Here is a 25,174-nt window from a genome sequence, read left to right on the forward strand (position 1 = left end):
ACTTTACCGGCCAATCGCGCGATAGCCGATGTCCTTGCGGTACTGCAGGCCTTCCCAGGCGATCTGGGCTGCTGCTTCGTAAGCCCGCTTCTGGGCCAGTTTGACGTTTTCGCCGAGGGCGGTGACACAGAGCACGCGACCGCCGTTGGTGATCACGCAGCCGTCCCGCTCGGCGGTGCCGGCATGGAAAACGTGACAGTCGTCGCCAAAGCTGTTGCCGGCCGGCAGGCCGCCGATCACGTCGCCTTTTTTCGGAGTTTCCGGGTAGTTGGCGGCGGCGAGGACCACGCCGAGTGCGACGCGGCGATCCCATTCGGCTTCGATCTGGTCGAGGGTGCCGGCGATGCCGTGCTCGAGCAGGGTGACGAAGTCGGATTTCAGGCGCATCAGGATCGGCTGGGTTTCCGGGTCGCCCATGCGGCAGTTGAATTCAAGGGTCTTGACCGAGCCGTCCTTGCCGATCATCAGGCCAGCGTAGAGGAAGCCGGTGAAGGGGATGCCGTCGGCCAGCATGCCGCGTACGGTCGGCATGATAATCTCGCGCATCGCCTTGGCGTGCACTTCCGGCGTCACGCACGGAGCCGGGGAGTAGGCACCCATGCCGCCGGTGTTCGGGCCCTGGTCGCCGTCGAAGATGCGCTTGTGGTCCTGGCTGGAGGCCAGGGCGAGGACGTTCTTGCCGTCGACCATGACGATGAAGCTGGCTTCTTCGCCGTCGAGGAATTCCTCGATCACGACGCGGGCGCCGGCATCGCCGAGCTTGTTGCCGGAGAGCATGTCGTCGATGGCGGCGTGGGCTTCTTCGAGGCTCATGGCGACGACGACGCCCTTGCCGGCAGCCAGGCCATCGGCCTTGATGACGATCGGGGCGCCCTTGCGGTCAATGTAGGCGTGCGCCGCGGCGGCGTCTGAGAAGGTCTCGAATTCAGCGGTCGGGATGGCGTGGCGGGCCATGAAGCGCTTGGCGAAATCCTTGGAGGACTCGAGCTGGGCGGCTTCCTTGGTCGGGCCGAAGATCTTCAGGCCGCGGGCGCGGAAGACATTGACCACGCCGGCCGCCAGCGGGGCTTCCGGGCCGACCAGGGTGAGGTGAATCTTGTTCTGCTCGGCGAAATCAGCCAGGGCTTCCGGGTCGGTGATGTTGATGTTTTCCAGCTCGTGCTCGCGCGCCGTGCCGGCGTTACCCGGGGCGACGTACACCTTCTGCAGACCGGGGGTTTGGGCCAGCTTCCAGGCCATGGCGTGCTCGCGGCCGCCGGAACCGATAACCAGTAGTTTCATTAGGCTGTTTCCTTGTCGTTATATCCGGGATGATTGCGCAGCTGGCAAAGCCGTGACGCGAAGACAAGCCGAAGGCAGTGCTGTTGCACGGCGAGGCGCAGTCGACAAAGTCACGGCAAAGCCGGATGCGAAATCAGTGGCGGAAGTGGCGGGTGCCGGTAAACACCATGGCGATGCCATGCTCGTCGGCGGCCGCGATCACTTCCTCGTCGCGCATTGAGCCACCCGGCTGGATGACGGCGACGGCACCGGCTTCGGCCAGCACATCGACGCCGTCGCGGAACGGGAAGAAGGCATCCGATGCCACGACCGAGCCCTTGAGGCCGAGCCCGGCGTTCTGGGCCTTGATGCAGGCGATCTTGGTCGAATCGACACGGCTCATCTGGCCGGCGCCGACGCCCAGGGTCATGCCGCCGCCGCAGAAGACGATGGCGTTGGACTTGACGAACTTGGCGACGCGCTCGGCGAAGAGCAGGTCTTCGATCTGCTGGGCGGTCGGCTGCACCTTGGTCACGACCTTCAGGCCGGAAGCCTGGGCGGTGAAGTCATCAGCGGTTTGCACCAGCAGGCCGCCGCCAACGCGCTTCAATTCCAGCTTGTTGAGGTCATTGCCCAGCGGCACGACCAGCACGCGCAGGTTGGCCTTGGCGGCCAAGGCGGCCTGGGCTTCAGCGGTGAAGGACGGGGCGATCAGCACTTCGACGAAGTGCTTGCGGGCGTTCATGGCCTCGACAACGTCCATGCCGACTTCGCCGTTGAAGGCGATGATGCCGCCGAAGGCGGAGGTGGAGTCGGTCTGGAAAGCCTTTTCGTAGGCGCCGAGCAGCTTGCCGTCGATGGCGACGCCGCACGGGTTGGCGTGCTTGACGATGACGCAGGCCGGCACGTCGAAGCTCTTGACGCATTCCCAGGCGGCATCGGAGTCGGCGATGTTGTTGTAGGACAGTTCCTTGCCCTGCAGCTGGGTGTAGGCGGCGATGCTGCCCGGCAGTGCCACGGTGTCGCGGTAGAAGGCAGCTTGCTGGTGGGAGTTTTCGCCGTAGCGCAGGATTTCGCTGCGATCGAAAGCCAGTTGCAGCTTGGCCGGGAAGATCGACGGGGTCGGGGCCGCGTCGGCCGGCTTGGCTTCGGCACCGTCTTCCAGGCCGGTCAGCCAGTTGGCGATCATGCTGTCGTAGCGGGCGGTGTGGGTGAAGGCCTTCTTGGCCAGGTTGAAGCGGGTCGCCAGTTGCAGCGCGCCACCATTTGCCTGCATTTCGGCGAGCAGCGGGGCGTAGTCTTCGGGATCGGTGACGATGGCCACGCCGTTGTAGTTCTTGGCCGAGGAGCGGACCATGGCCGGGCCGCCGATGTCGATGTTCTCGATGGCGTCTTCCAGCGTGACGCCCGCCTTGGCGATGGTGGCGGCGAACGGGTAGAGGTTCACGCAGACCAGGTCGATGGTCGGGATGCCGTGGGCGTCGATGGTGGCCATGTGCTCGGCCAGGTCGCGACGGGCGAGGATGCCGCCATGCACCTTCGGGTGCAGGGTCTTGACGCGGCCGTCGAGCATTTCCGGGAAACCGGTGTAGTCGCCGATTTCAGTCACGGTCAACCCGGCGTCGCGCAACATTTTGGCGGTGCCGCCGGTGGACAGCAGCTTGACGCCCTGGGCGGCGAGGCCTTGGGCGAATTCGAGAACGCCCGTCTTGTCGGAGACGGAAATCAGCGCTTGTTTGATGGACATGATGATGGTTGAGAGTCGTTAATAATTCGGTGGTGACTGGAGGGAGCGGGTTGCCAAGCCTCGGCCGAGGCCGAGGGCTGGTGACTCGCGACTACAGCAGTTGGTGTTCGGTCAGCTTCTTGCGCAGGGTGTTGCGGTTGATGCCGAGCATCTCGGCGGCCAGCGTCTGGTTGTTGCCGGCCTTTTCGAGCACGATTTCGAGCATCGGCCGTTCGATGCTCTTGAGCACCATTTCGTAGATCGCGCACGGCTTTTCGCCGTCCAGGTCGCGGAAATACTGTTCCAGCGCCCCCTGGACGCAGGCAGAAATGTCTTGTTGGCTCATGCTGCCAACCCCTCCTCTGGATTTTGTTTGTGTTCTTCGTACTGCAGGTGCTCGTGCTCTTCCGCGTAGCGCAGGAAGAAATCGTCGACCGCGCCGCGTTGCAGCTCGACCGTCGGCAGTGTGTTCATGATTTTGCGGAAGGCCGCCGAGCCGATCAGGCCCTTGGTGTACCAGCTGATGTGCTTGCGTGCGACCTTGACCCCGGTTTCCAGCCCGTAAAAGGCGTAGAGGTCTTCGAGATGAGCAAGCAGGATGGCGTGGATTTCGCCGACTGGCGCCGGCGGCAGCTTCTCGCCGGTTTTCAGGTAGTGCTCGATCTCGCGGAACAGCCACGGCCGGCCCTGCGCAGCGCGGCCGATCATCAGGCCGTCGGCGCCGGTTTTTTCGAGCACCAGTTTGGCCTTCTCCGGCGTGGTGATGTCGCCGTTGGCGATCACCGGAATATTCACCAGCGTCTTGACGTAGGCGATGGTCTCGTACTCGGCTTCGCCGGTGTATTGCTGGCAGCGCGTGCGGCCATGAATGGCGACGGCGCGGATGCCGGCATTTTCGGCGATGCGGGCGATGTTCGGAGCGTTGCGGTTGGCCAGATTCCACCCGGTGCGGAATTTCAGCGTTACCGGGGTGTCGGGCACGGCGGCGACCACGGCATCGAGGATTTCGCCGACCAGCTGTTCGTTCTGCATCAGCGCCGAGCCGGCCATCACATTGCAGACCTTCTTGGCCGGGCAGCCCATGTTGATGTCGATGATCTGGGCGCCGTTGTCGACATTGTGTTTCGCCGCTTCGGCCATCATCTTCGGGTCAGCACCCGCGATCTGCACCGAGATCGGCTCGACTTCGCCTTCGTGGTTGGCGCGGCGCAAGGTTTTGGCGCTGCCGTAGAGCAGCGAATTGGAGGTCACCATTTCGGACACGGCGAGGCCCGCGCCGAGCTTTTTGCAGAGTTGCCGGAAAGGGCGGTCGGTCACTCCAGCCATCGGAGCGACGAAAAGATTGTTGCGGAGCTGAAAACCGGCAAATTCCATGTAAAAGCAGAGAGATGAAAAAAGAAAAGACAGCTTTGCAGCTGTCGGCGGCGGCGCGGCCAAGGGCAGGATTTTACCGCAAAAGCCGCTTAAAAAATAGTCAAGCGACGGCTGCCGCAAGGCTCGCCGTCGCTTTCGCCGCTGTGGCGGCCGGGCTGGTCAATGCCCCTTGAGTGCGTAAATGCCGGGAGCGTTGCGCCAGTAGCCCTTATAGTCCATGCCGCAGCCAAAAAGGAAACGGTCGGGGATGTCGAGGCCGGAAAAATCGGCACGCATGCCGGGAACCGCCTTGCGCTCGTGATCCTTGTGCACCAGCACGGCGGTTTGTACGCTGGCAGCCCCCTGGTCGCGCAGGTACTGGCAGATCGCGGTCAGGGTGTGACCTTCGTCGAGGATGTCGTCGATCACCAGCACGGTGCGGCCCTTGAGTTCCTGGGTCGGGCGCACGCGCCAGTCGAGCAGGCTGTTGCCGGACAGTTGATGACCGTAGCGGCTGGCATGCAGGTAGGCCGTTTCGAGCGGAAAGTTGAGGCGGGCGAGCAGGCGGCCGGCGATGATCAGGCCGCCGTTCATCACGGTGTACACCAGCGGGTTGCTGTCGGCCAGGCGAGCGGTGATCTCGGCTGCCATCCGGTCGAGCGCAGCGTCGACCTGTTCCGGGGTGGCAAGGCAGTCGGCCTCGGCCATCGCACGCTTGATTTCATTCATCTCGCTGGTCATTTCAATGTCCTTCAAATTCGCAAACGGTGAAGACGGGCAACCCCGCTGTCTTGAGCAGGGCCGAGCCGCCGAGTTCGGGCAGGTCGACGATGGCAGCGGCTTCGACGATTTCGCCGCCGAGGCGCTGGATCAACCGGGCGCCAGCCATCATCGTACCGCCGGTGGCGATCAGGTCGTCAAGCAGCAGCACGCGCTGGCCGGGGTGGATTGCGTCGGTATGGATTTCGACGGTGGCATTGCCGTATTCGAGCTCATATTCCTCGCAGACCGTGGTGAACGGCAGTTTGCCTTTCTTGCGCACCGGCACGAAGCCCTTGTTCAGCTGGTGGGCGACGACGGCACCGAGGATGAAGCCGCGGGCATCGATGCCCGCGACGACATCGATGCGTTCTTCCATGTAGCGCAGGACGAAGGCGTCCACCAGCACGCGGAAGGCGCGTGGGTCTTGCAGGACCGGGGTGATGTCGCGGAACTGGACGCCGGCTTGCGGCCAGTCCGGAACGGTACGGATGCGGGCTTTCAGGTAGCCGGTATCGGGCAAGGGGGCCTTATTCACGGTCAACCTCAGAGCAGGGCAAATTTGGCGACGAAGGCGGCAGCAATGATCGCGACGGTAGGCGATACATCGCGGGCGTGGCCGGCCAGCACCTTGATCGCGACGTAGGAAATGAAGCCGAAGGAAATCCCGTGCGCGATCGAGAAAGTGAACGGGATGGTGATGGCGGTGACGACAGCCGGCGTGGCTTCGGTCAGGTCGTCCCATTCGATTTCGGCTAGGCCGCGCGACATCAGGATCGCGACGTAGCACAGCGCTGGCGCCGTGGCGTAGGCCGGGACGGTGCCGGCGAGCGGGGCGAAGACGATGCAGCAGAGGAAGAGCAGGGCCACCACCAGTGCGGTCAGGCCGGTGCGGCCGCCGGCGGCGGTGCCGGCTGCCGATTCGATGTAGGCGGTGGTCGACGAGGTGCCGAGCACGGCACCGGCGCTGATCGCGACCGAGTCGGCGAGCAGGGCTTTTTTCAGGCGCGGCAGCTTGCCGTCCTTATCGAGCAGCCCGGCGCGGTGGCAGACACCGACCAAGGTGCCGGAGGCGTCGAAGAGTTCGACCATGAAGAAGGTCAGCACCACCGCCAGCAGCCCGGCATTCAAGGCGCCGGCCAGATCCAGCTGCATGAAGGTCGGCGCCAGCGACGGCGGGGTGGCGACGATGCCCTTGAATTCAACCAGGCCGAGTGCGACCGAGGCGCCGGTCACCGACAGAATGGCGATGATGATCGCGCCCGGCACCTTGCGGTACTCCAGCGCGGCGATCAGCATGAAGCCGGCGGCAGCGAGCAGCGGGCCCGGGCTGCGGATATCGCCGAGGGTGAGCAGGGTGGCCGGGTGGGCGGTGATCAGGCCGGCGTTCTTGAGCCCGATGATCGCCAGGAAGAGGCCGATGCCGGCCGAAATCGAATATTTGAGCGAGGTCGGAATGGCGTTGACGATCCACTCGCGGACCTTGAACAGGCTGAGCAGGATGAACAGGATGCCGGAAATCAGTACTGCGCCGAGGGCGGCCTGCCAGGTGTAGCCCATGCCCTGGACGACGGTGAACGCGAAGTAGGCGTTGAGTCCCATTGCCGGCGCCAGCGCCACCGGGTAGTTGGCATAGAGTCCCATGATCGCGGTGCCGATCGCGGCAGCGAGACAGGTGGCGACGAACACGGCGTCGCGCGGCATGCCGGCGGCCGAGAGGATGTCCGGGTTGACGAAGACGATGTAGGCCATCGTCAGGAAGGTGGTCAGGCCGGCGAGGATTTCGGTACGGACCGTGGTGCCGTGGGCCTGCAGCTGGAAAAACCGTTCGAGCATGCTCTGCTCCCGGAAAAAGCGGGGCATCCTACGGTGCTGGGGGTGCGGCTGGCTATTGTGGTAAACACTAATAAAAAGCGGTTTTGGGGCTTTTTTGCGGTCGACCGTGGTTAAGTGCAAAAACCGTTCAGTGGCCGGCAAGCAGCAGCCCGGCGGTCAGCAGCAGCGAGAACAGCAGTTGCAGGGCGGCCGTCTGGGCCAGGATGGCGTTGAATACCGGCCCCGGCGTTTCGCGCGCGAAGCGCTGCGCCAGGCGCCGGGCCAGCGGCGCCGAGAGCAGTGGCAGCAGCAGCGTCGGGCCGAGGTGCCAGGCCAGCGGCGCCAGGCAGAGGTAAGCGGCGAGCAGTTGCAGCGCGTAGATCCGTTGCATCGCCGGGCGGCCGATCCGGACCGCCAGCGTGTTCTTGCCGTTTTTCGCGTCGCCGTCGCGGTCGCGGTAATTGTTGACGCTGATCACCGCCGCCGCCAGCAGGCCGACCGGCAGCGCCAGCAGCAAGGCCAGCGGCGTCAGGCTCAGGGTTTGCAGGTAATAGCTGCCGCCGACCGCGACCAGGCCAAAGAAAAGCAGCACGAAGACCTCGCCGAGCGGGCCGTAGGCAATCGGCTTTGGGCCGCCGGTATAGGCCCAGCCGGCGGCCAGCGAGGCCAGACCGATGGCAACGATGGGCCAGCCGCCGTGCCAGACCAGATAGATGCCGCAGGCGAAAGCCAGTGCAAAGCACAGCCAGGCGCCACGGGCGACCGCCTTCGGACTCAGCCAGCCTTCGGCGGTGGCGCGGCGGGGGCCGATCCGCTCCGGCGTATCGGTGCCGCGCAGGAAATCGCCGACGTCGTTGAACAGATTGGTCCCGATCTGGATGAAGGCGGCACCGAGCGCGGCCGCCAGCAGCGGTAGCCACAGCAAGGCGCCCTGCTGTTGCCAGGCCAGCGCGCTGCCGACCAGCACCGGCGACAGCGAGACCGGCAGGGTTTTCGGGCGGCAGGCGAGCAGCCAAGCGTGCAAGGGTGTCATGCGAAGAAATCGGGGGCGGGGCGAAAAGCGGCAATGATAGCGGGGAAGTCCGGGGTCGGCTGCGCCCATCCGTGTTTCGCCGGGGGCGGCGAAAGGTCACGGTGCGGTAAACAAGCGGTCATCCGGCTCCGGTAGGGTGTGCGCTTTCCCGTTTTTGTGGAGGCGCCGCGTGGCGCCTTGCCGATCCGATGCTGAGCGAAGTTGCCAAGAAAAGTCTGAACGAGATTGTCGCCGCTGCCGTGCGCGATGCCCTGCCGCTGGCGCCCAGCGACCGCTTGCGGATCGAGTGCCTGCCGGCCAGCGAATTGCACGAGCCGGAGGCCGGCGACTTGCTGGCGCAACTGATCGGCAGTTTTTCTTTCCGCCTGCTGACCGTGCTCCATCTCGATGCTGCCGCCGAGGAACTGGTCCAGGCCGGGCAGCGCTGCTGCCAGCGCATCGGCGATTACCTGCAGGGGCATTTCCACGGCGTCGGCGTCGCCCGCCCGCAGTGGCAGCAAACCGGCCTGGCCGCGCTGGTCGAGCGTTTGCGCCCGGCGCACGTGGTGCAGCATCGGGTGTGGATCAACGACCGGGTGGTGATGCACGCCTCGCTGTGCGTCAATCCCTACGCGCCGCTGCATTTCGAACATCGCGCTGCCGCCTGAGGGGGGCGGCGGGCATCTGGCTCAGGGCCAGGCGCGAGCGCCCCAGATCATCCGCTTGGCAACGAAATGACGGGCCGGCGGGAAGATGTCGAGCGCCCACAGCCCGAGGCCGCGCGCCAGCTTGAGCGGGGCGCAGTCGTTGGAGAAGGCCTTGACCACCTGGTCGGTGAAGAAGGCGCCGCCTTCGCGGTCGAGGCGGCGGCTGCGCGCGTAGGCGGCCAGGTCGACACGGTCGACGCCGTCACGGAGCAAAAAATCAGCCAGTTGCCAGGCATCGCGCAGGCCGAGGTTGAAGCCCTGGCCCGAGACCGGGTGCAGGGTCTGCGCGCTGTTGCCGATCCACACCTCGCGCTGCCGGTGCAGCGTCTGGCGCATCCGCAGCGCCAGCGGAAAGCGGCTGCGCGGACCGGGGGCGGCGAACTTCATATTGCGGCCGAACTGGCGTTCGAGCGCGGCGATAAAGGCGGCATCGTCAAGCGCCATCACTGCGTCGGCTTTCTCCGGCGGCAGGGTGAATACAATCGAGTATTCGTCGCCGAGCGGCAGCAAGGCCAGCGGGCCGTCCGGGGTGAAGCGTTCCCAGGCGCGGCGCTGGTGCCCCGCCTGCGGCGTTACCTCGCAAATCACCGCATGCTGGCCGTAAGCCGCAACTTTGACCCCGGCTTCGTCGCCGGGCGTGCCTTCGGCGTGCACCAGCAGCTTGCAGCGCAGGCGGCGCAACTGGCCGGCGTGGCGCAGCGCGACGGTGGCGCCGTCAGCATCGCTGGCGATGTCGAGGATTTCGGCCTCGGCGAGCAGGCGGTCGGGGGCGAGGCGAGTCGCCAGCGCAGCGGCCAGATCGCGGTAGCGGACGACGTAACCGAGTGCCGGCAGCTGGTAATCGGCGCGGTCGAGCAGAGTGCGGCCGAAGCCGTCCTTCTGCGAGATATGGATGGTTTCAATCGGCGTCGCGGCGCGGGTCGGCCAGCTTTGGATCTGTTCGAGCAGTTCGCGTGCGCCGTGCGATAAAGCCAGGGCGCGCGGGTCGGCCTGCAGTGCGCTGTGCGGGCGGCGGTCGAGCAGCAGCGACGACTGGCCGCCAGCGGCCAGCGCCAGATGCAGGGTCATCCCGACCGGGCCGGCGCCAACGATCAGGATGTCGACGTTTTCAACGGCGGTTTCAGTCATGGCGCATTACTTCCTCAATTTCGGCCACCGTTTTCGGTGCCGTGGTGTACACGTCGCAACCGCTTTCGGTCACGCGCACGTCGTCCTCGATGCGGATGCCGATGCCGGCGAACTCCGGCGGAATGTCGGCGCCGGGGCGGATGTAGAGGCCGGGTTCCACGGTTAACGTCATTCCCGGGCATAAAACCGTCCACTCGTCGCCGACCTTGTATTCGCCGGCGTCGTGCACGTCGAGCCCGAGCCAGTGGCCGGTGCGGTGCATGTAAAAGCGGCGGAAGTCGCCCTTTTCGATCAGGTTGTCGACGTCGCCGGTGAGCAGCTTGAGGTCGACCAGGCCCTGCGTCAGCACACGCACTGCCGCGTCGTGCGCTTCCATGAAGTGGCGGCCGGGCGCGGTGGCGGCAAAGGCGGCTTCCTGCGCGGCGAGGACGATTTCATACACCGCCTTCTGCGCCGGGCTGAAGCGGCCATTGACCGGGAAAGTGCGGGTGATGTCGGCGGCGTAGCCCTGGACCTCGCAGCCGGCGTCGATCAGTACCAGCGTGTGGTCGTTGAGCAGCTTGTTGTTGTCGACGTAGTGCAGCACGCAGGCGTTGGCGCCGCCGGCAACGATGGGCGTGTAGGCATGGGCGTCGGCGCCGCGCTTGCGGAATTCGTAAGTCAGTTCGGCTTCCAGTTCGTACTCGGCCATTTGCGGGCGGCAGGCGCGCATGGCGCGGGCGTGTCCGGCGCTGGCGATGTCGGCGGCGCGCTGCATCAGGCCGAGCTCGGCGGCATCCTTGACCAGGCGCATCGCGTCGAGTTCGGCGCGCAGGTCGTGGATCGCGCGCGGCGCCCGCTTGCCGGCACGGGTTTGCGCGCGCACCGCGTTCAAGGCTTGGGCGATGCGCGCATCCCAGGCGGCATCGTGGCCGACGCTGTGCCACAGGTTGTCACGGTCGACCAGCAATTCGGGCAATTTCCGGTCGAAGTCTTCAATTGAATAAGCGGCGTCGAAGCCGAAGGCCGCCTTGGCCGCCTTCGGGCCGTAACGGTAGCCGTCCCAGATTTCCCGCTCTTCGTGCTTCTCGCGGCAGAACAGGATGGACTTCGCCTTCTTGCCCGGCTGCGCCCCGACCAGCACCACCACCGCCTCCGGCTCGGGAAAGCCCGAGAGGTACCAGAAATAGCTGTCGAAACGGTAGGGAAAATGCGCATCGCGATTGCGCACGACTTCCGGCGCGGTCGGGATGATGGCGACGCCGTCGCCGATGGTCTGGAGCAGGCGCTTGCGGCGGGCGAGAAAATGGGCGTGGGTCATGGCTTGCTGAGTTCCTGATCGAGTTCGGCCAGTCGTTGCGGGGTGCCGACGTCGACCCAGCGGCCGGTGTGCAGGCTGGCGCTGAGGGTGCCGGCGGCGATGGCGGCGTCGAGTAGCGGGCGCAGTTTCATCGCTTGGCCGGGCGGAACGTCGGCGAACAGCGCCGGCGAGTACACCCCGATGCCGGCGTAGGTGTAGGTCGGGCCGTCGGCAAGGGCGGGGATGACGCGGTTGCCGGCGAGGCTGAAGTCGCCGCTGCGGTGGTGCTCGGGGTTGGCGACGAAGAGCAGGTGGGCGCCGGTGGCGGGATTGGGTGGTGCCGGGTCTGCTTCCCGGTTTTTTGCCATGTCCACGGTCGACCGTAGAAAAGCCGAAAAATCGAGGTCGCAGTAGACGTCGCCATTGACCACCAGAAAGGGCTGCTCGCCGAGCAGCGGCAGTGCCTGCGCGATGCCGCCAGCGGTTTCCAGGGCGCCCGGCGGTTCGGCCGAGTAGGTGATGCGCAGGCCCCAGCGGGCGCCGTCGCCGAGCGTCTGCTCGATCTGTTCGCCGAGGTGGGCATGGTTGATCACCACCTCGTGGATGCCGGCGGCGGCGAGTTTTTCCAGGTGCCAGACGATCAGCGGCTTGCCGCCGACCGGCAGCAGCGGCTTGGGGGTGTGATCGGTCAGCGGCCGCATGCGTTCGCCGCGACCGGCGGCGAGGATCATTGCTTTCATCGGGCTAGGCTCGCGTGGTTGGGTGCCGGGAGCGCGGAGCTGCTTGCGCCTGCTCCGTGATCCTGGCAGTTCCGCTTAGCGCCGATACCCGATCTGCTCGGTCTGGCCGTCAAGGCGGTCGAGCAGGTTGAGCAGCGGCTTGAGTTGCACGTAGCGGCCGGCGGTCTTCTTGGCGTAAGTCATGAAGCGCGGCAGGTCTTCAATGTACTTGTCCTTGCCGTCGCGGTACTTGAGGCGGCAGAAGATGCCGAGGACCTTGAGGTGGCGCTGCAGGCCCATCAACTCGTATTCGCGCCAGAAGTGGCCGAAGTCCTCGCGCACCGGCAGGCCGGCGGCGCGGGCCTTTTCCCAGTAGCGGACGACCCAGTCGATTTCCTGTTCTTCATCCCAGGAAATGAAGGCGTCGCGGAACAGCGAGACCACGTCGTAGCTGAGCGGCCCCATCACTGCGTCCTGGAAGTCGATGATGCCCGGCGTCAGCGTCGCTTCGCTCTCGACCACCATCAGGTTGCGCGGCATGAAGTCGCGGTGCACGAAGACCTTGGGCTGGGCCAGCGCGCTGTTGATCAGGAACTTGAAAGTGCGGTCGAGCAGGGATTTTTCTTCGGCACTGAGCTCGATGCCGAGGTGGCGGCCGATGAACCATTCCGGGAACAGATCGAGTTCGCGGCGCAGCAAGGTCGCGTCGTAAGGCGGTAAGGTTGCGGCGGTGGTCGACTTCTGCCACTGCACCAGCACGTCGAGCACCGGGCGGATCAGGGTGTCAGCCAGCGACAGGTCGGCGTTGAGCGCATCGAGATAGCCGATGCGGCCGAGGTCGGTGAGGACCAGGAAACCGTTTTCCAGGTCCTGGTCGAGGATGCGCGGTGCCGCCAGCTTGGCCTTGGCGAGCAGCCCGGCGACGTGGATGAAGGGGCGGCAGTTTTCCTTGTCCGGCGGCGCGTCCATCAGGATGCGGGTCGCGCCGTCCGGCCAGGTCAGACGGAAATAGCGGCGGAAACTGGCATCGGCCGAGGCCGGGGTGATCTCGACCGACTGGTTGGGGAAGCGTTCGGCGACCCATTGCGCGACCAGTTCGTCGCGGTTGACGGCAGGCTGGGTATTCATAAGACGATGGGGGAATCGAGGTTCGTTGTAGAATCACACGATTTTAGCATCCGGGGCGGGTGTCGCCCGTCGTCCCGTCCTTCTCCCCCCGTATCTTCCATGGCCGTTTTCTCCCGTCGTCCGCTTGCCTTGCTGCTTTGCTGCCTCTCTGTTGGCACGCAGGCGCCTGTCGCCCAGGAGCGGGAATGGTTTGGCAGCGGCGATTCGGTCCTGCTGGCGGCGGCGGACGATCCGCCGGTACGCTTGCGCAGCGAGCGCCGCTTCAACGTGCTCGGCAAAAAGAAGAGGACGGCGCGTTCGCAGGTCGGGATCGAGCATCCGGTCGAGCTGAACAAGGAAGACCGCTATCCGATGTTCATCGTCGCCGACCGGATGGACGGGCGGACCGAAGAGCTGACCGATGCCGAAGGCAACGTCGAACTGCGCAAGGCGGGGACGCTGGTCTATGCCGACCGCCTGCAGTATCGCCCGCTCGACGACGAAATCGACGCCCAGGGCAACGTCCGCCTGTTGCAGGAAGGCGCCGAGGTCAATACCCCGCACCTGCGCCTGAAAATCGGCGAACAGACCGGTTTTGCCGAGTCGGCCGATTACCACATGGTGCAGGAGGTGCGCAGCCGGGTCTATCGCACGCAACAACTGGTGATGACCTATGCCGGCAGCAATGCATTGAACAGTTCCGGCGCGCCAATGATGAGCAACGTGCCGAACAACTACGGCCTGCCGACGGTCGCGCCAGCGTCGCGGCCATCGGAAGCCAGCGGCTACGCCGAGCGGATCGACTTCCAGGGGGAGAACCGCTTCCTGCTCAGCAACAGCAGTTTCTCGACTTGCAAGCCGGGGGCTACCGACTGGTATCTGCAGGCCAAGGAAGTCAGGCTCGATTTTGACGAGGACAAGGGCGAGGCCGAGGCGGCGACGGTCTATTTCAAGGACACCCCGATCTTCTACCTGCCCGAGGCCAGCTTTGCGCTGAACCACCAGCGGCGCTCCGGGTTCCTGCATCCTTACTATTCGGCTTCGACCAAGAATGGTTTCGACCTGACGCTGCCGTACTATGCCAACATTGCGCCCAACTATGACCTGACCCTGTTTCCGCGCTATATGGTCAAGCGTGGTTTCCAGTTGGGGGCCGAGGCGCAGCTGTTTGGTCATTACCATCGCGGCACGGTGCGCGCCGAGTTCATGCCGCAGGATGAGATGCTGGACCGCCAGCGTTACGCCTTCAACATCCAGCACACTCACCACCTGGGCAACAACATGTCCGGGGTGATCAACTGGCAACGCGTGTCGGACAACATGTACTGGCAGGACATGTCGTCGCGCCTGCTCAATACTTCGCAAGCACAGTTGCCGCAGCAGGTGGTGTTCAATTATTTCCCGACCCCCTGGCTGCATACCAGCACCCAGTTCCTGCGCTACCAGACCCTGCAGATCGACCCCAATTCGACCATCGCCCGGCCTTACTTCGTCGAGCCGCAGGTCAATATCGTCGGTTTCAAGGCCAATGTACTGAAGACCGACCTCAGCCTGTTCGGCCAGTATTCGCGGTTCACCCATCCGGACAAGACCAATGGCGAGCGGATGGTCTTCTATCCGCAGGTTTCGTTGCCGATCATCCATCCGTCGTTCCAGATCATTCCCAAGGTCGGGGTGCATCTGACCAGCTATGCCCTCACCCAGCAGTCGCAGGAAGATCGCCTGCTCGGGCAGAAGACCTCGCTGACGCGCAGCGTGCCGACCTTCTCGCTCGATTCGACGGTGGTCTTCGAGCGCGACAGCCAGTGGCTGGGCAAGGACTATATCCAGACGCTGGAGCCGCGCCTGTACTACGTGCGCATTCCCTACCGCGATCAGACCCTGTTCCCCAACTTCGACAGCGGTCTCACCGACTTCAATTTCGCCCAGATCTTTGCCGAGAACCGTTACAGCGGCCAGGACCGGATCAACGACGCCAACCAGCTGACCGCCGCGCTGACCACCCGCTTCCTGGGGGCCGATACCGGCGCCGAATATTTCAAGGCGATGATCGGTCAGCGTTATTACTTCCAGCCGCAACGGGTAATGCTTAACGGCGAGACGCAGCGCAAGGCCGATTTCTCCAACATCATTGTTGCCGCGAACGGCCTGGTTGCCGACCGTACTTATGTCGATGTCGCCTGGGAATACAATCACCGCGAAAGCAGCAGCGACCGTTTTTCGGCCGGGATGCGCTATCAGCCGGATTACGGCCGGGTGTTGTCGGCGAGCTACCGTTATACGCGCGACCCATTGACCGGTCAGTCGCTGGTCAAGCAGGTTGATCTGGCGGGCCAATGGCCGATTTCAGGACGCTGGTATGCCGTTGGCCGCTATAATTTCTCGCTCCGCGACAGTCAGTTGCTGGAAGCCATCGGTGGCCTCGAATACAACGAAAGCTGCTGGTCGGCCCGGCTGGTCGTGCAACGGCTGGAGGCCTTGGCCGGTTCGGCCAATACCACGGTTTTCCTGCAGCTGGAGTTGAAGGACTTCGCCAGCATCGGCTCCAATCCGATCGGCTTGTTGCATCGCAGTATCCCCGGCTTTGGCAAGGTCAATGAATTGCCGGCCAAGAGTAACCTGTTGAACAGCTATTGATGACCATGACTCCATTCCTGCGTCGCCTGTGTGCGACTGTTGCCTGCCTGGCCCTGTTGGCTCCCGCTCTGTCGCAGGCTGCGGCTGAACCTGTCGAGGTCGACCGCATCGTTGCCGTGGTTGGCGATGAAGTGATTACCCAGGTCGAGTTGCGGGCACGCCTGCAGTCGGCGCTGCAGCAATTGCGGCGTCAGGGAACGCCGCTGCCGCCGCAGGGTGAACTGGAAAAACAGATGCTGGAGCGGCTGATTACCGACCGGGCGCAGATGCAGCATGCCAAGCAGTCGGGGATTCGCATCGACGATCTGCAGCTGGATCAGGCGATTAGTCGGATTGCCGCCGGCAACAAGATGACCCAGCAGCAGTTCCGTCAGGCGCTGGAAAAGGATGGGCTTGAGTACGCCCGCTTCCGCGAGGAAATCCGTGGCGAAATGGTGATCGCTCGGCTGCGCGAACGCGAAGTCGATAGCCGCCTGACTATTTCCGATGGGGAAATCGATAATTTCCTGGCCGGCCAGGAGGCTACTACCGGTGAGGAATATCAACTCGCGCACATCCTGCTGCGGGCTCCCGAAGGCGCCAGCCCGGAGCAGCTGCAGAAACTGCGCTTGCGTGCCGAACAGGCCTTGAAGCGGGCGCGGGCCGGCGAAAATTTCGCGCAGCTGGCGGCGGCCTTTTCCGACGCCCCGGATGCCTTGAGCGGCGGCGACCTCGGCTGGCGTTCGGCGGACCGTTTGCCGGTCCTCTATGCCGATGCGCTGACTCGCCTGCAGGCTGGCGAGGTGAGCGAGGTGCTGCGTTCCTCCGCCGGTTTCCATATCCTCAAGCTGGTGGGCAAGCGGGGCGGCAAGGTCAATGTCGCGGTGCGCCAGACCAAGGCCCGGCATATCCTGATCCGGAGCAGCGAGGTGGTCTCCGAGAGCGAGGCCAAGCGCAAGCTTGAGATTGTCCGCGAACGGATTCAGCATGGCGCCGACTTCGCCGAGCAGGCACGCCTCTATTCGCACGACGGTTCGGCGGCCAATGGCGGCGATCTGGGCTGGCTCAACCCGGGCGATACCGTGCCCGAGTTCGAGCGGGCAATGGACGCCCTGAAACCGGGCGAGCTCAGTACTGTGGTGCAGTCGCCTTTCGGCATGCACCTGATCCAGGTGCTGGAGCGGCGTGAGCGCGACATGTCGGAGGAGCGGCAGCGGGCTGTCGCGCGGCAAGCCATCCGCGAGCGCAAGCTTGACGAGGCTTATCAGGACTGGTTGCGCCAGTTGCGTGACCGGACCTACGTCGAAAACCGCCTCGAAGAGCAATGAACCCGCCGCTGATCGCCGTCACCAGCGGCGAACCTGCCGGGATCGGCCCCGAACTCTGCCTGCAACTGGCCGGTCGCCGTTTCGGCGCAGCCCTGCCGGTGGTTTTGTGCGACCGCGAACTGCTGCGCCAGCGCGCAGCCGATCTCGGCATTGCAGTTGAGCTGCGCGAATATTTGCCCGCTCAGCCGGTCGACCGTGAATCTGGTCCCAACACCCTGTGGGTGCTGCACCAGCCTCTACGCGCAGCGAGCGTTGCCGGTCAGCTTGACCCGGCCAATGGCGCTTATGTGCTGGAACTGCTCGACCGAGCCTTGGCCGGCTGCGTTGCCGGTGAATTTGCCGCGATGGCGACGGCACCGGTGCACAAAGGGGTGATCAATGCGGCCGGCGTGCCCTTTACCGGTCACACAGAGTATCTTGCCGAAAAGACCGGTACGCCGCTGGTGGTGATGATGCTCGCCGGCAATACCGAGCGCGGTCCCTTGCGGGTGGCGCTGGCAACCACCCACCTCCCCTTGCGCGCGGTGCCCGACGCCATTACCGGCGAATTGCTGGAACAGACGCTGGAAATCATTGCCCACGACCTGCGCAGCAAATACGGACTGGCGGCCCCGCGCATCCTGGTGGCCGGCCTTAACCCGCATGCCGGCGAGGGCGGTTACCTCGGGCGCGAGGAAATCGAAGTCATCAGCCCGGTGCTGGAGCGTTTGCGTGCACGCGGCTTGTACCTTTCCGGGCCGCATCCGGCCGATACCATGTTTACTCCGCCGGTGCTCGCCGGCGGCGATGCGGTGCTGGCGATGTATCACGATCAGGGGCTGACCGCGCTCAAGTACGCAACCTTTGGTCACGGCATCAATGTCACGCTCGGTTTGCCGATCATCCGTACTTCGGTTGATCATGGGACCGCACTCGAACTTGCCGGTAGCGGCCGCGCCGATCCCGGCAGCCTCTTCGAGGCGGTTACCGAAGCGGCGCGGATGGCCGCTTGCGGCGGTGCCTCGGCCCGGTCCTGAGTTGCGCAGGTCTTTGGCAAGTCATCGAATGGATCAATTCATGCCCGGGTTCGGGCGTAACCGCCGGGCCGCGCCCCTGTCGCTTCCCGGCACGCTGTCGTTGTTGACCGACGGCGGCCAAGCGGAGTGAATCGCTGATGAAAAAACCGGTAGCTGGTACTTCCCACGTTGCCCGCAAGCGTTTTGGCCAGAATTTCCTGGTCGACCGTGGAATTATCGACGGCATCGTCAGTGCGGTGAATCCGCAGGCCGGCGAGATCGTGGTCGAGATCGGCCCCGGTCTTGGCGCGCTGACCGAGCCGTTGCTGCAACGGGTGGCGCAGTTGCACGTGGTCGAAATCGACCGCGACCTGATCGCCCGTCTGCGTCAGAAACACGCGCCGGAACGCCTGGCGATCCATGAAGGCGATGCGCTGGCCTTCGATTTTGCGACTATCGGTAGTCGCCTCAAACTGGTCGGCAACCTGCCCTACAATATTTCGACACCGTTGCTCTTTCACTTGGCGAACTACGCCGAGCAGGTGACGGACATGCATTTCATGCTGCAGAAGGAAGTCGTCGAGCGCATGGTTGCCGAGCCCGGTACCGCCGATTTCGGCAGGCTGTCGGTGATGTTGCAGTACCGTTTCTGGCTTGAATGGCTGCTCGACGTGCCGCCGGAGAGCTTCGATCCGGCGCCGAAGGTCGATTCAGCCGTGGTGCGCCTGATCCCCAAGCCGAAAAGCGAATTGACTGCGAAAAACGAGCAGAAGCTGGAGCAGGTGGTGCTGGCAGCGTTTTCACAGCGGCGCAAGATGCTGCGCAACACGCTCAAGGGCGTACTCGACGACGCCGGCTTTGCCGCGCTCGGCATCGCGCCGACCGAGCGTGCCGAAAACCTGCAGGTTGCCGACTACATCGCGATTGCCAACTACTTGTCGGCCTGACCTTCCTGCGCCAGCCAGGCCTGGGCACTGTCCAGGTCGGGGAAAATTTCGACCGGGTGATCGTTGCGGTATGTCGGCTGCTGCAGCATGCGGGCGACGCTGAGCCCGGGTTCGCTGGTAGCGACAAACGGGGACAGGACGTTGCGGTTGCTCAGGGCTGCGCCGATCCGCAACGACGCGTAGTGCTCGATGTCGGACAGACTGATGTCGTCGCTGGTAACGGCCCTGAAATCGTTGATGATGTAGCGGAGCCGGTCGTAACGCGGGTCGCTCGATACCGCGACCGCACCGGCGACCAACTCGCTGCCGGTCAGGTGGCCGTAGTGGTGCTTGACGACGCCTCCGGCTTCCCAGCGAAGTGAAAACGGCATGCAGCGAATCCTCGGTACTTGTGTGCGCGCCATCTTACCTGCCCGGCCGTAAAAGCCAAAGGCACCGCCGGCGGTGCCTGGTGGTGCCTGGGTACGGCGAGCGGCAGCCGGTAATCCGCTGGCCGCCCGGTCGGAGTGTCTTATTCTGGCTTTTTCAGCGGGCAGGTGTTCATGCCCAGCAGCGGGTAGAGCGGACACCAGCCGAGCAGGCCAGTGGCCAGCGGGACGATGCCGATCCAGCCCCAGGCCGGCAGCATGCCGGCGGCAGTGGCGCCAAGCAGGCCGAGGCCGACGACGATGCGGAGGATTTTGTCGATGCCGCCCACGTTGTTTTTCATTTTGCGTTCTCCATCAGAGTTGGTTGATGGCGCCACTGTAAGCTGCGCTGCGCGGATTGTATGTAACTTGGGTCACACAGAGCTGGCCACCGGCCGCTCATGTTTCTCTCGCCTTGTCCGGTTACGCCGCCAGGCGGCGCAGACCATCCCGGTCGAGCAAAGTGACCTGCTCGCGGCCGAGAGCGACCAGGCCCTGTGCGGCAAAGCCCTTGAGCAGGCGGCTGACTATTTCGCGGACGCTGCCGAGCTCGTCGGCCAGTTGCTGGTGTGTGACGTTCAGCTGATCTTGCGGCGCGGCCAGCAGCAGCTTGGCCAGACGTTGATCGAGGCGGGCAAAGGCAACTTCCTCAACCAGTTGCATCAATTCGGCAATCCGCTCTGAGAACAGGTGGAAGACGAAATCGCGGAAGGGCGGATGTTCCACCAGCAGCCGCGAAAATGCCTCGGCCGGCAGTGCCAGCAAGGTCAGCGGGCTCTCGGCCAGGCCGCGTGCGTTATAGGCGGCATGCCCGAGCAGGCAGCTGGAGGTGATGATGCACGAACCGCCGGGGCTGACCCGGTACAGCGTCATTTCGCGCCCGTTGCCGGCCTGCTTGACGACCTTGATGCTGCCAGCGAGCAGCAGCGGGAAACCCTGGCAGGCCTGGCGTTCGGCAAATACCTCGGTACCCCCAGGTAACTGCAGCAGGCGAGCCTGCGCCAGCACCGCATCGAGTTGTGCGGGTGCCAGGCCGGACAAGGCCGGATAGAGTTTTTGCAGTTGTTCACGGTCGACCGTGGAAATGCTCATGTTTCGTTCCTTGGCCGACTCAGGCGAGGTTGAGGGTGGCCCAGGCCGGGGCGTGGTCGGACGGCCGCTCCAGCTTGCGCGGGGCGCGGTCGATTCCCGCCGCCGTGCAACGGGCGGCGAGCGGCGCCGAAAGCAGCACATGATCGATGCGCAGGCCGAGATTTTTCTGGAAACCGAGCATCCGGTAATCCCACCATGAAAAGGTTTTTTCCGGTTGTTCGAAGCGCCGGAAGCTGTCGCTCAGGCCAAGGTCGAGAAAACGCTGGAACGCCGCCCGTTCCGGTTCCGAGCAGAGAATCTTGCCGTTCCAGGCGGCCGGGTTGTGCACGTCGCGGTCGTCGGGGGCAATGTTGTAGTCGCCGCACAGTGCCAGCTTCGGGTAACGCACCAGTTCGTCCGCCAGCCAGTCGCCGAGCGCCGCCAGCCATTCCAGCTTGTAGGCGTATTTGTCGCTGCCGACTTCCTGGCCGTTGGGCATGTAAGCGGAGATGACGCGGACATCGCCGACGGTGCCGGCGATCAGCCGCTTCTGCTCGTCGGGAAAGTTGGGTAGATTGATCTGAACCTCGGCGATTTCCTGCCGGGCCAGCAGCGCGACTCCGTTGTAGGTCTTCTGCCCGGCGAAGGCTGCGCGGTAACCCGCTGCCTCGATCTCGGCCAGCGGAAATTTCGCGTCTTCCAGCTTGAGTTCCTGCAGGCACAGCGCATCCGGCTGTTGCGTGGCCAGCCAGTCGAGCAGGTGGGGCAAGCGGACTTTGAGCGAATTGACGTTCCAGGTAGCGATTTTCATGAGCAGAGGGGAAAGGTGAGGCAGGCGGCGATTCTGCCACAACAGTGATTGCCTTCTCCGATTGGCCTTGGTAATGTTGATGAGCCATGCAAGATGGCAGTCCGGAGGGGGAATGATCTTGAATAAAAGCTATTCCAGACTGGCGGCGGGGCTTGGGGGCGCAGTCCTCCTTTGTGCGACGGCAACAGCCTTCGCCCAGGCTTCCGCGTGGGTCGGTCAAATCAAGGTTTCGCGCGGTATCGTGGTGCTCGAACGCGGCGGGCAGAAACTGCCCGGCATGGTCGGGGTGCGGCTGAAGGAAAACGACGTGATCCTGACCGAGGCCAACGGCTCGGCCGGCCTGATGTTCAACGACAACTCGACCCTGTCCCTCGGCCCCAATGCCGAGGTCGTGCTTGAGCGCTACGCCTACGACTCGACCACCTATCTCGGCGCCTTCGACGCCTTCGTCAAGCGCGGCGCGGTATCGATCGAGGCCGGCAATCTGGCGAATGCCCAGCCGGAAGCGGTGCGCGTCAAGACGCCGCAGGCGGAACTCAAGGGGCAGGCCCGCAGCTTTGCCGTGAACGTGGAGGGGAAATGATGTTGGATCGGCATGCTGCCAAACAATTGAAGACGCTCGCGTCGCTGTTTCTGGCGTTGGGATTGGCGGCTTGCGCCGGCCCGCGCGAAACCTATGTCGTGCTGCCCGATGCCGGCGGTCAGGCCGGGACGCTGACAGTCACGCCCAAGTCTGGCAAGCCGTTGCAATTGAGCGGTGCTTACGCCAATGCTCAGGGCAATGCCGATAACGCACAGGCCGGCAAACTCAGCGAACAGGAAATCAAGGCCGCCTTTGCCGAGGCAATGTCGGCGCGGCCCGAGGCGCCGCAACGGTTTACGCTGTATTTCCTCGAAGGTCGCGACGAACTGACCGCCGAGTCGAAAAAGGACATGGAAAAAGTCCTGGCCGAAGTTCGCCGGCGCCCGGCGCCGGATGTGATCGTGGTCGGCCATACCGACCGGGTCGGCTCGCTCCAGGATAACGACCGCCTGGCCTTGCGCCGGGCCGAGCGCCTGCGCAGCGACCTGCTCAAGCAGGGCTTGCCGGCCGATAGCGTACAGGCTGCCGGGCGGGGCGAACGCGAGCCGCTGGTGGCGACTGCCGACGAGGTGGCCGAGCCGCGTAATCGCCGGGTCGAGATGCTGGTTCGCTAGGCCGGGCGGCAGGAGGGGGAAGCATGAACAGGAGCCCGAGGGTTCGGAACTGGATGATCGGCCTGTGGGCCGTACTGAATCTGGCGACGGCGGGCGCCGCGCCGGAATTGCCGCGCGAGCCGGTGTTGCGGATCGAAACCGAGGCGCACCTGTCGCCGATTGCGCGGATATCGGCCGATCCCGCCGGACTCTGGGCGGTGACTGCGTCGGAAGACAAGACCGCACGCCTGTGGGATCTGCGCAGCGGCCGGGCGGTGGCGGTGCTGCGGCCGCCGCTGGGCAGCGAAAGCGTTGGCGCGCTCTACGCGGCGGCGCTTTCGCCCGATGCCCGGCAGATTGCCGTCGGCGGCAATGCCGGTTTTGACGGCAAGACGCATGCGGTCTACCTGTTTGACCGCGCAACCGGCAACCTGCCGCCGAAGAGTACCCTCTCCGGGCTGGAGGCGCCGGTCACCCAGCTGGCCTGGTCCGGCGACAGCCAGTTGCTGGCGATCGGCTTGCGCCAGGAAGGCCTGCGCGTGTTCCGCCGCAATCTCGGCTTTGTCGGTGCCGATCCCGAGTTCAACGACGCGATCTATGGCGCCGCCTTTTCGCGTGACGGGCGCCTTGCCGTCGCTTCGCTCGATGGTTACCTGCGCATCTACGGTTTCGGCAAGAACGGCATGGAGCGGCTGGCGCGCAAGCAGATGCCGGGCAAGCCCTACGCGCTGGCCTGGTCGCCGGACGGTTCGCAGTTGGCGGTCGGCCTCCAGGATAGCGCCCGGGTCGCGATTTTCAGCGCCACCCTTGATCTGGCGCACATGGTCGAGAGCGGTGGCGGCAGCAACCTCGGGCGGGTGGCCTGGTCGGCCGACGGGCGCACCTTGTACGCTGCCGGCAATGTGGTCCGCGATGGCCGCTTTGCGGTGCTGGCCTTTGCCGACCGGGGGCGGGCGCCGGGGCAGCCGGTAGCCAGCTTCGGCAATATCGTCACTTCGCTGGCTGCGCACGCCGGTGGCCTGCTCGCCAGCTCGGCCGAGCCGGCCTGGCTGGCGCTGGATGCCTCCGGAGCCTTGCGTTTCCAGTCGCAGGCGAGAAATGGCGATTTCCGCGATGCTGGCGACAGCTTCCGGATTTCGGCCGACGGCCAGCAGGTCGATTTTCCGATGGCCCAAGGCGGCCGTGAGGTTCTGGCTTTCGATATCGGCAAGGGCGAGTTGCGACCGGCACCGGGCAACAGCACCCTGCGTCCGGCGCAGTTGCCATCCGGCCTGAGCAACTGGCGCAATAGTGCGGCGGTCACTCTGAATGGCCGCAACCTGCTGCTGCGGCCCGGCGAAGTGGTGCGCAGCGCAGCGGCTTTTCCCGATGGTCAGAAGCTGGTTTTGGGCAGCGAGTGGTTCCTCCGGCTCTACGCGGCCAGCGGCGGCCAGCTCTGGGAGCGCCGTTTGCCGGGCGCGGCGTGGGCCGTCAATGTCAGCGGCGATGGTCGCTGGGTGGTGGCGGCGCTGGGCGATGGCAGCATCCGCTGGTTCCGTGCCGGCGATGGCGAGCCACAACTGACGCTGTTCGTGCATGGTGACCGCGAACGCTGGATTGCCTGGACCCCCGCGGGCTATTACGACACCTCGATGGGGGGCGAAAATCTGGTCGGCTGGCACGTCAATCGCGCCTTCAACCAGGCGGCGGATTTCTTCTCGGTCGGTCGCTTCCGCGACCGCTTCTACCAGCCAAGCGTGATCCAGAAAGTCATGCAGCTGGCCGACGAGGGCGAGGCGGTACGCAGCTTCAAGGCCGAACTGGCGCTGCTGGCGCAGATGAACGCCGAGGCCGAAGCGGCCGCCAAGGCGCCGCCAGCCAAGCCAGCGGCGCAGATCGTCGAAGCCCTGCCGCCGGTGATCGAATTGCAGAGCGACCGCAGCATCGAGAGCGGCGAGGCGCAAGTGCCGATCCGTTACGCGGTGCGTTCGGCGACCGGGGCGCCGGTCAAGGAAATCAAGGTACGGGTGAACGGTAAGCTGGAACGCAACATCAAGACGCGTTCGACCCGCTCGGCTGAAGGTTCGGTCTTCGAAGCGATGGTGCCGGTGCCACCCAAGGATGCCGAAATCCTGTTGATTGCCGAAAACAAGTACGCCAAGTCCGAGCCGGTCAGCATCCAGGTGCGGCGTCCGAGTGCCGCGCCGGGCAAGGCGCCGTTCATCGAGAAGTACGACACGCTGTACATGCTGATCGTCGCGGTCAACAAGTACCCGGGCGACAATGCGCTGGCCCTGCCGGTCAAGGATGCTTCCGATTTCCGCCGGCAGATGACGCGGATCGCCCAGCCGCCGCCGGGCAAGCCCAAGCTCTACGACAAGCCGGCGGTGCGGGTGCTGGTCGATGAAGAGGCAACACAGGAAAACATCCGCGACGGCTTGAAGTGGCTGCGCGACAACGTCAAGGAAAAGGACGCCGGGGTGGTTTTCCTGGCTGGCCATGGCATGACCCAGGAGCATTCGTATTACTACGTACCCTATCGCTCCGGCAGCGTCGGCAACAAGGACAACTGGGTGCCGGGCAAGGAAATCGTCGATACCCTGCAGAACCTGCCGGGACGGGCGATGTTCTTCCTCGATACCTGTCATTCCGGGGCGCTCGCCAACCAGGCCAAGATGGCAGGCACGGTCAACCAGGTGGATGAGGAAAAAGGCGTGATCGTCTTTGCTTCGGCCACCGCCAAGGAACTGGCGCAGGAAACCGACGAATGGGGCAACGGCGCCTTTACCAAGGCGCTGATTGAAGGTCTCCGTGGTGAAGCTGAGGACCCGCGCGACAAGCTGATCTACCCGACCACGCTCAAGCGCTACATCACCCGCCGGGTGCGTGATCTGACCGACAACCAGCAGCGGCCGTATGTCAGCGATCACGGGATCGACGATCCGATCGCGATTGTCGTCAAATGATTTTTCATGAACA

Annotated in this window: 25 protein-coding genes; 9 read left to right on the forward strand and 16 right to left on the reverse strand. The window is 64.6% G+C overall.

Annotated elements, in window-relative coordinates; all coding sequences use genetic code 11:
- Positions 1–3: 3 nt before the first annotated feature.
- The 4 genes from purD to dusB form a co-directional block, all read right to left on the reverse strand.
- Entirely contained in the window at positions 4–1,281 is a 1,278-nt protein-coding gene (purD, locus tag VX159_RS02730; protein ID WP_371324458.1) for a phosphoribosylamine--glycine ligase, read from the reverse strand.
- 133 nt (positions 1,282–1,414) lie between these two features.
- A complete protein-coding gene (purH, locus tag VX159_RS02735) occupies positions 1,415–3,007 on the reverse strand; it encodes a bifunctional phosphoribosylaminoimidazolecarboxamide formyltransferase/IMP cyclohydrolase (RefSeq protein ID WP_371324459.1) in 1,593 nt (530 codons plus the stop codon).
- 91 nt (positions 3,008–3,098) lie between these two features.
- A complete protein-coding gene (locus VX159_RS02740) occupies positions 3,099–3,332 on the reverse strand; it encodes a Fis family transcriptional regulator (RefSeq protein ID WP_290894755.1) in 234 nt (77 codons plus the stop codon).
- Positions 3,329–4,360, reverse strand: coding sequence for a tRNA dihydrouridine synthase DusB (dusB, locus tag VX159_RS02745; protein ID WP_371324460.1), 1,032 nt, complete (start codon positions 4,358–4,360; stop codon positions 3,329–3,331). Before dusB ends, VX159_RS02740 begins: the two co-directional genes overlap by 4 nt.
- Before the next feature lie 14 nt (positions 4,361–4,374).
- Between dusB and VX159_RS02750 the strand changes: the two genes are divergently transcribed.
- Entirely contained in the window at positions 4,375–4,533 is a 159-nt protein-coding gene (locus VX159_RS02750; protein ID WP_371324461.1) for a hypothetical protein, read from the forward strand.
- Here the strand turns inward: VX159_RS02750 and VX159_RS02755 are convergent.
- The 4 genes from VX159_RS02755 to VX159_RS02770 all read right to left on the reverse strand — a co-directional run bounded on the left by VX159_RS02755 (position 4,520) and on the right by VX159_RS02770 (position 7,946).
- A complete protein-coding gene (locus tag VX159_RS02755; protein WP_371324462.1) occupies positions 4,520–5,080 on the reverse strand; it encodes a hypoxanthine-guanine phosphoribosyltransferase in 561 nt (186 codons plus the stop codon). The genes VX159_RS02750 and VX159_RS02755 overlap by 14 nt on opposite strands.
- A 1-nt stretch (position 5,081) precedes the next feature.
- Entirely contained in the window at positions 5,082–5,636 is a 555-nt protein-coding gene (locus tag VX159_RS02760; RefSeq protein WP_371324463.1) for an adenine phosphoribosyltransferase, read from the reverse strand.
- Positions 5,637–5,644: 8 nt separating this feature from the next.
- Positions 5,645–6,934 carry an NCS2 family permease gene (locus tag VX159_RS02765; RefSeq protein ID WP_371324464.1) on the reverse strand — a complete coding sequence of 430 codons (1,290 nt, stop codon included), beginning with the start codon at positions 6,932–6,934 and terminating at the stop codon, positions 5,645–5,647.
- 127 nt (positions 6,935–7,061) lie between these two features.
- A complete protein-coding gene (locus VX159_RS02770) occupies positions 7,062–7,946 on the reverse strand; it encodes a 1,4-dihydroxy-2-naphthoate polyprenyltransferase (protein WP_371324465.1) in 885 nt (294 codons plus the stop codon).
- 188 nt (positions 7,947–8,134) lie between these two features.
- Here VX159_RS02770 and VX159_RS02775 point away from each other — a divergent pair, with 188 nt between their 5' ends.
- Positions 8,135–8,593 (forward strand): hypothetical protein, encoded by a 459-nt coding sequence (locus VX159_RS02775; RefSeq protein ID WP_371324466.1) that lies wholly within the window; start codon positions 8,135–8,137, stop codon positions 8,591–8,593.
- A 21-nt stretch (positions 8,594–8,614) separates the two neighbouring features.
- On the opposite strand, the gene VX159_RS02780 is transcribed toward VX159_RS02775, so the two are convergent.
- The 4 genes from VX159_RS02780 to VX159_RS02795 form a co-directional block, all read right to left on the reverse strand.
- Positions 8,615–9,760, reverse strand: coding sequence for an FAD-dependent monooxygenase (locus VX159_RS02780; RefSeq protein WP_371324467.1), 1,146 nt, complete (start codon positions 9,758–9,760; stop codon positions 8,615–8,617).
- Complete coding sequence (locus VX159_RS02785; protein ID WP_371324468.1) at positions 9,753–11,060, reverse strand: aminopeptidase P N-terminal domain-containing protein; 1,308 nt, start codon at positions 11,058–11,060, stop codon at positions 9,753–9,755. Before VX159_RS02785 ends, VX159_RS02780 begins: the two co-directional genes overlap by 8 nt.
- The gene (gene murU, locus VX159_RS02790; protein ID WP_371324469.1) at positions 11,057–11,779 is read right to left on the reverse strand and encodes an N-acetylmuramate alpha-1-phosphate uridylyltransferase MurU; all 723 of its coding nucleotides are present in this window, start codon (positions 11,777–11,779) and stop codon (positions 11,057–11,059) included. Before murU ends, VX159_RS02785 begins: the two co-directional genes overlap by 4 nt.
- Before the next feature lie 75 nt (positions 11,780–11,854).
- Positions 11,855–12,886, reverse strand: coding sequence for an aminoglycoside phosphotransferase family protein (locus VX159_RS02795; protein WP_371324470.1), 1,032 nt, complete (start codon positions 12,884–12,886; stop codon positions 11,855–11,857).
- Between the two features lie 99 nt (positions 12,887–12,985).
- Here VX159_RS02795 and VX159_RS02800 point away from each other — a divergent pair, with 99 nt between their 5' ends.
- The 4 genes from VX159_RS02800 (at position 12,986) to rsmA (ending at position 18,751) form a co-directional block, all read left to right on the forward strand.
- Positions 12,986–15,502, forward strand: coding sequence for an LPS-assembly protein LptD (locus VX159_RS02800; RefSeq protein ID WP_371324471.1), 2,517 nt, complete (start codon positions 12,986–12,988; stop codon positions 15,500–15,502).
- Positions 15,502–16,809 carry a peptidylprolyl isomerase gene (locus VX159_RS02805; protein ID WP_371324472.1) on the forward strand — a complete coding sequence of 436 codons (1,308 nt, stop codon included), beginning with the start codon at positions 15,502–15,504 and terminating at the stop codon, positions 16,807–16,809. Before VX159_RS02800 ends, VX159_RS02805 begins: the two co-directional genes overlap by 1 nt.
- Positions 16,806–17,825: a 4-hydroxythreonine-4-phosphate dehydrogenase PdxA gene (pdxA, locus tag VX159_RS02810; RefSeq protein ID WP_371324473.1), complete on the forward strand. Its 1,020-nt coding sequence runs from the start codon at positions 16,806–16,808 to the stop codon at positions 17,823–17,825. Before VX159_RS02805 ends, pdxA begins: the two co-directional genes overlap by 4 nt.
- A gap of 137 nt (positions 17,826–17,962) precedes the next feature.
- Complete coding sequence (gene rsmA, locus VX159_RS02815) at positions 17,963–18,751, forward strand: 16S rRNA (adenine(1518)-N(6)/adenine(1519)-N(6))-dimethyltransferase RsmA (RefSeq protein WP_371324474.1); 789 nt, start codon at positions 17,963–17,965, stop codon at positions 18,749–18,751.
- On the opposite strand, the gene VX159_RS02820 is transcribed toward rsmA, so the two are convergent.
- The 4 genes from VX159_RS02820 to xth form a co-directional block, all read right to left on the reverse strand.
- The gene (locus VX159_RS02820) at positions 18,736–19,122 is read right to left on the reverse strand and encodes a hypothetical protein (RefSeq protein ID WP_371324475.1); all 387 of its coding nucleotides are present in this window, start codon (positions 19,120–19,122) and stop codon (positions 18,736–18,738) included. The two genes, rsmA and VX159_RS02820, sit on opposite strands and share 16 nt — an antisense overlap.
- A 140-nt stretch (positions 19,123–19,262) precedes the next feature.
- The gene (locus VX159_RS02825) at positions 19,263–19,460 is read right to left on the reverse strand and encodes a DUF2892 domain-containing protein (protein ID WP_371324476.1); all 198 of its coding nucleotides are present in this window, start codon (positions 19,458–19,460) and stop codon (positions 19,263–19,265) included.
- A 121-nt stretch (positions 19,461–19,581) separates the two neighbouring features.
- Positions 19,582–20,250: a Crp/Fnr family transcriptional regulator gene (locus tag VX159_RS02830; RefSeq protein ID WP_371324477.1), complete on the reverse strand. Its 669-nt coding sequence runs from the start codon at positions 20,248–20,250 to the stop codon at positions 19,582–19,584.
- A gap of 19 nt (positions 20,251–20,269) precedes the next feature.
- The gene (gene xth / locus VX159_RS02835) at positions 20,270–21,040 is read right to left on the reverse strand and encodes an exodeoxyribonuclease III (RefSeq protein WP_371324478.1); all 771 of its coding nucleotides are present in this window, start codon (positions 21,038–21,040) and stop codon (positions 20,270–20,272) included.
- A 112-nt stretch (positions 21,041–21,152) separates the two neighbouring features.
- On the opposite strand from xth, the gene VX159_RS02840 reads away from it, so the two are divergent.
- Genes VX159_RS02840 through VX159_RS02850 form a run of 3 tightly spaced genes read left to right on the forward strand, consistent with a single transcriptional unit; the run spans position 21,153 to position 25,161 of the window.
- A complete protein-coding gene (locus tag VX159_RS02840) occupies positions 21,153–21,623 on the forward strand; it encodes a FecR domain-containing protein (RefSeq protein WP_371324479.1) in 471 nt (156 codons plus the stop codon).
- Entirely contained in the window at positions 21,620–22,237 is a 618-nt protein-coding gene (locus tag VX159_RS02845) for an OmpA family protein (protein ID WP_371324480.1), read from the forward strand. Before VX159_RS02840 ends, VX159_RS02845 begins: the two co-directional genes overlap by 4 nt.
- A 23-nt stretch (positions 22,238–22,260) precedes the next feature.
- Positions 22,261–25,161: a caspase family protein gene (locus VX159_RS02850; protein WP_371324481.1), complete on the forward strand. Its 2,901-nt coding sequence runs from the start codon at positions 22,261–22,263 to the stop codon at positions 25,159–25,161.
- Positions 25,162–25,174 lie beyond the last annotated feature (13 nt).

It is taken from the genome of Dechloromonas sp. ZY10, from assembly GCF_041378895.1.
Lineage (GTDB): Bacteria > Pseudomonadota > Gammaproteobacteria > Burkholderiales > Rhodocyclaceae > Azonexus > Azonexus aquae.

What these genes read in the sequence shown, in the direction of transcription:
- VX159_RS02775 (WP_371324466.1), top strand. Translation starts at nt 8,135, where the DNA reads ATGCTGAGCGAAGTTGCCAAGAAAAGTCTGAACGAGATTGTCGCCGCT.
- VX159_RS02805 (WP_371324472.1), top strand. Translation starts at nt 15,502, where the DNA reads ATGACCATGACTCCATTCCTGCGTCGCCTGTGTGCGACTGTTGCCTGC.
- VX159_RS02825 (WP_371324476.1), bottom strand. Translation starts at nt 19,460, where the DNA reads ATGAAAAACAACGTGGGCGGCATCGACAAAATCCTCCGCATCGTCGTC.
- VX159_RS02755 (WP_371324462.1), bottom strand. Translation starts at nt 5,080, where the DNA reads ATGACCAGCGAGATGAATGAAATCAAGCGTGCGATGGCCGAGGCCGAC.
- VX159_RS02785 (WP_371324468.1), bottom strand. Translation starts at nt 11,060, where the DNA reads ATGACCCACGCCCATTTTCTCGCCCGCCGCAAGCGCCTGCTCCAGACC.
- VX159_RS02750 (WP_371324461.1), top strand. Translation starts at nt 4,375, where the DNA reads ATGAAAAAAGAAAAGACAGCTTTGCAGCTGTCGGCGGCGGCGCGGCCA.
- purH (WP_371324459.1), bottom strand. Translation starts at nt 3,007, where the DNA reads ATGTCCATCAAACAAGCGCTGATTTCCGTCTCCGACAAGACGGGCGTT.
- VX159_RS02740 (WP_290894755.1), bottom strand. Translation starts at nt 3,332, where the DNA reads ATGAGCCAACAAGACATTTCTGCCTGCGTCCAGGGGGCGCTGGAACAG.
- VX159_RS02830 (WP_371324477.1), bottom strand. Translation starts at nt 20,250, where the DNA reads ATGAGCATTTCCACGGTCGACCGTGAACAACTGCAAAAACTCTATCCG.
- VX159_RS02820 (WP_371324475.1), bottom strand. Translation starts at nt 19,122, where the DNA reads ATGCCGTTTTCACTTCGCTGGGAAGCCGGAGGCGTCGTCAAGCACCAC.
- purD (WP_371324458.1), bottom strand. Translation starts at nt 1,281, where the DNA reads ATGAAACTACTGGTTATCGGTTCCGGCGGCCGCGAGCACGCCATGGCC.
- VX159_RS02795 (WP_371324470.1), bottom strand. Translation starts at nt 12,886, where the DNA reads ATGAATACCCAGCCTGCCGTCAACCGCGACGAACTGGTCGCGCAATGG.
- pdxA (WP_371324473.1), top strand. Translation starts at nt 16,806, where the DNA reads ATGAACCCGCCGCTGATCGCCGTCACCAGCGGCGAACCTGCCGGGATC.
- VX159_RS02840 (WP_371324479.1), top strand. Translation starts at nt 21,153, where the DNA reads ATGATCTTGAATAAAAGCTATTCCAGACTGGCGGCGGGGCTTGGGGGC.
- VX159_RS02845 (WP_371324480.1), top strand. Translation starts at nt 21,620, where the DNA reads ATGATGTTGGATCGGCATGCTGCCAAACAATTGAAGACGCTCGCGTCG.
- murU (WP_371324469.1), bottom strand. Translation starts at nt 11,779, where the DNA reads ATGAAAGCAATGATCCTCGCCGCCGGTCGCGGCGAACGCATGCGGCCG.
- VX159_RS02780 (WP_371324467.1), bottom strand. Translation starts at nt 9,760, where the DNA reads ATGACTGAAACCGCCGTTGAAAACGTCGACATCCTGATCGTTGGCGCC.
- xth (WP_371324478.1), bottom strand. Translation starts at nt 21,040, where the DNA reads ATGAAAATCGCTACCTGGAACGTCAATTCGCTCAAAGTCCGCTTGCCC.
- VX159_RS02850 (WP_371324481.1), top strand. Translation starts at nt 22,261, where the DNA reads ATGAACAGGAGCCCGAGGGTTCGGAACTGGATGATCGGCCTGTGGGCC.
- VX159_RS02800 (WP_371324471.1), top strand. Translation starts at nt 12,986, where the DNA reads ATGGCCGTTTTCTCCCGTCGTCCGCTTGCCTTGCTGCTTTGCTGCCTC.
- dusB (WP_371324460.1), bottom strand. Translation starts at nt 4,360, where the DNA reads ATGGAATTTGCCGGTTTTCAGCTCCGCAACAATCTTTTCGTCGCTCCG.
- rsmA (WP_371324474.1), top strand. Translation starts at nt 17,963, where the DNA reads ATGAAAAAACCGGTAGCTGGTACTTCCCACGTTGCCCGCAAGCGTTTT.
- VX159_RS02770 (WP_371324465.1), bottom strand. Translation starts at nt 7,946, where the DNA reads ATGACACCCTTGCACGCTTGGCTGCTCGCCTGCCGCCCGAAAACCCTG.
- VX159_RS02765 (WP_371324464.1), bottom strand. Translation starts at nt 6,934, where the DNA reads ATGCTCGAACGGTTTTTCCAGCTGCAGGCCCACGGCACCACGGTCCGT.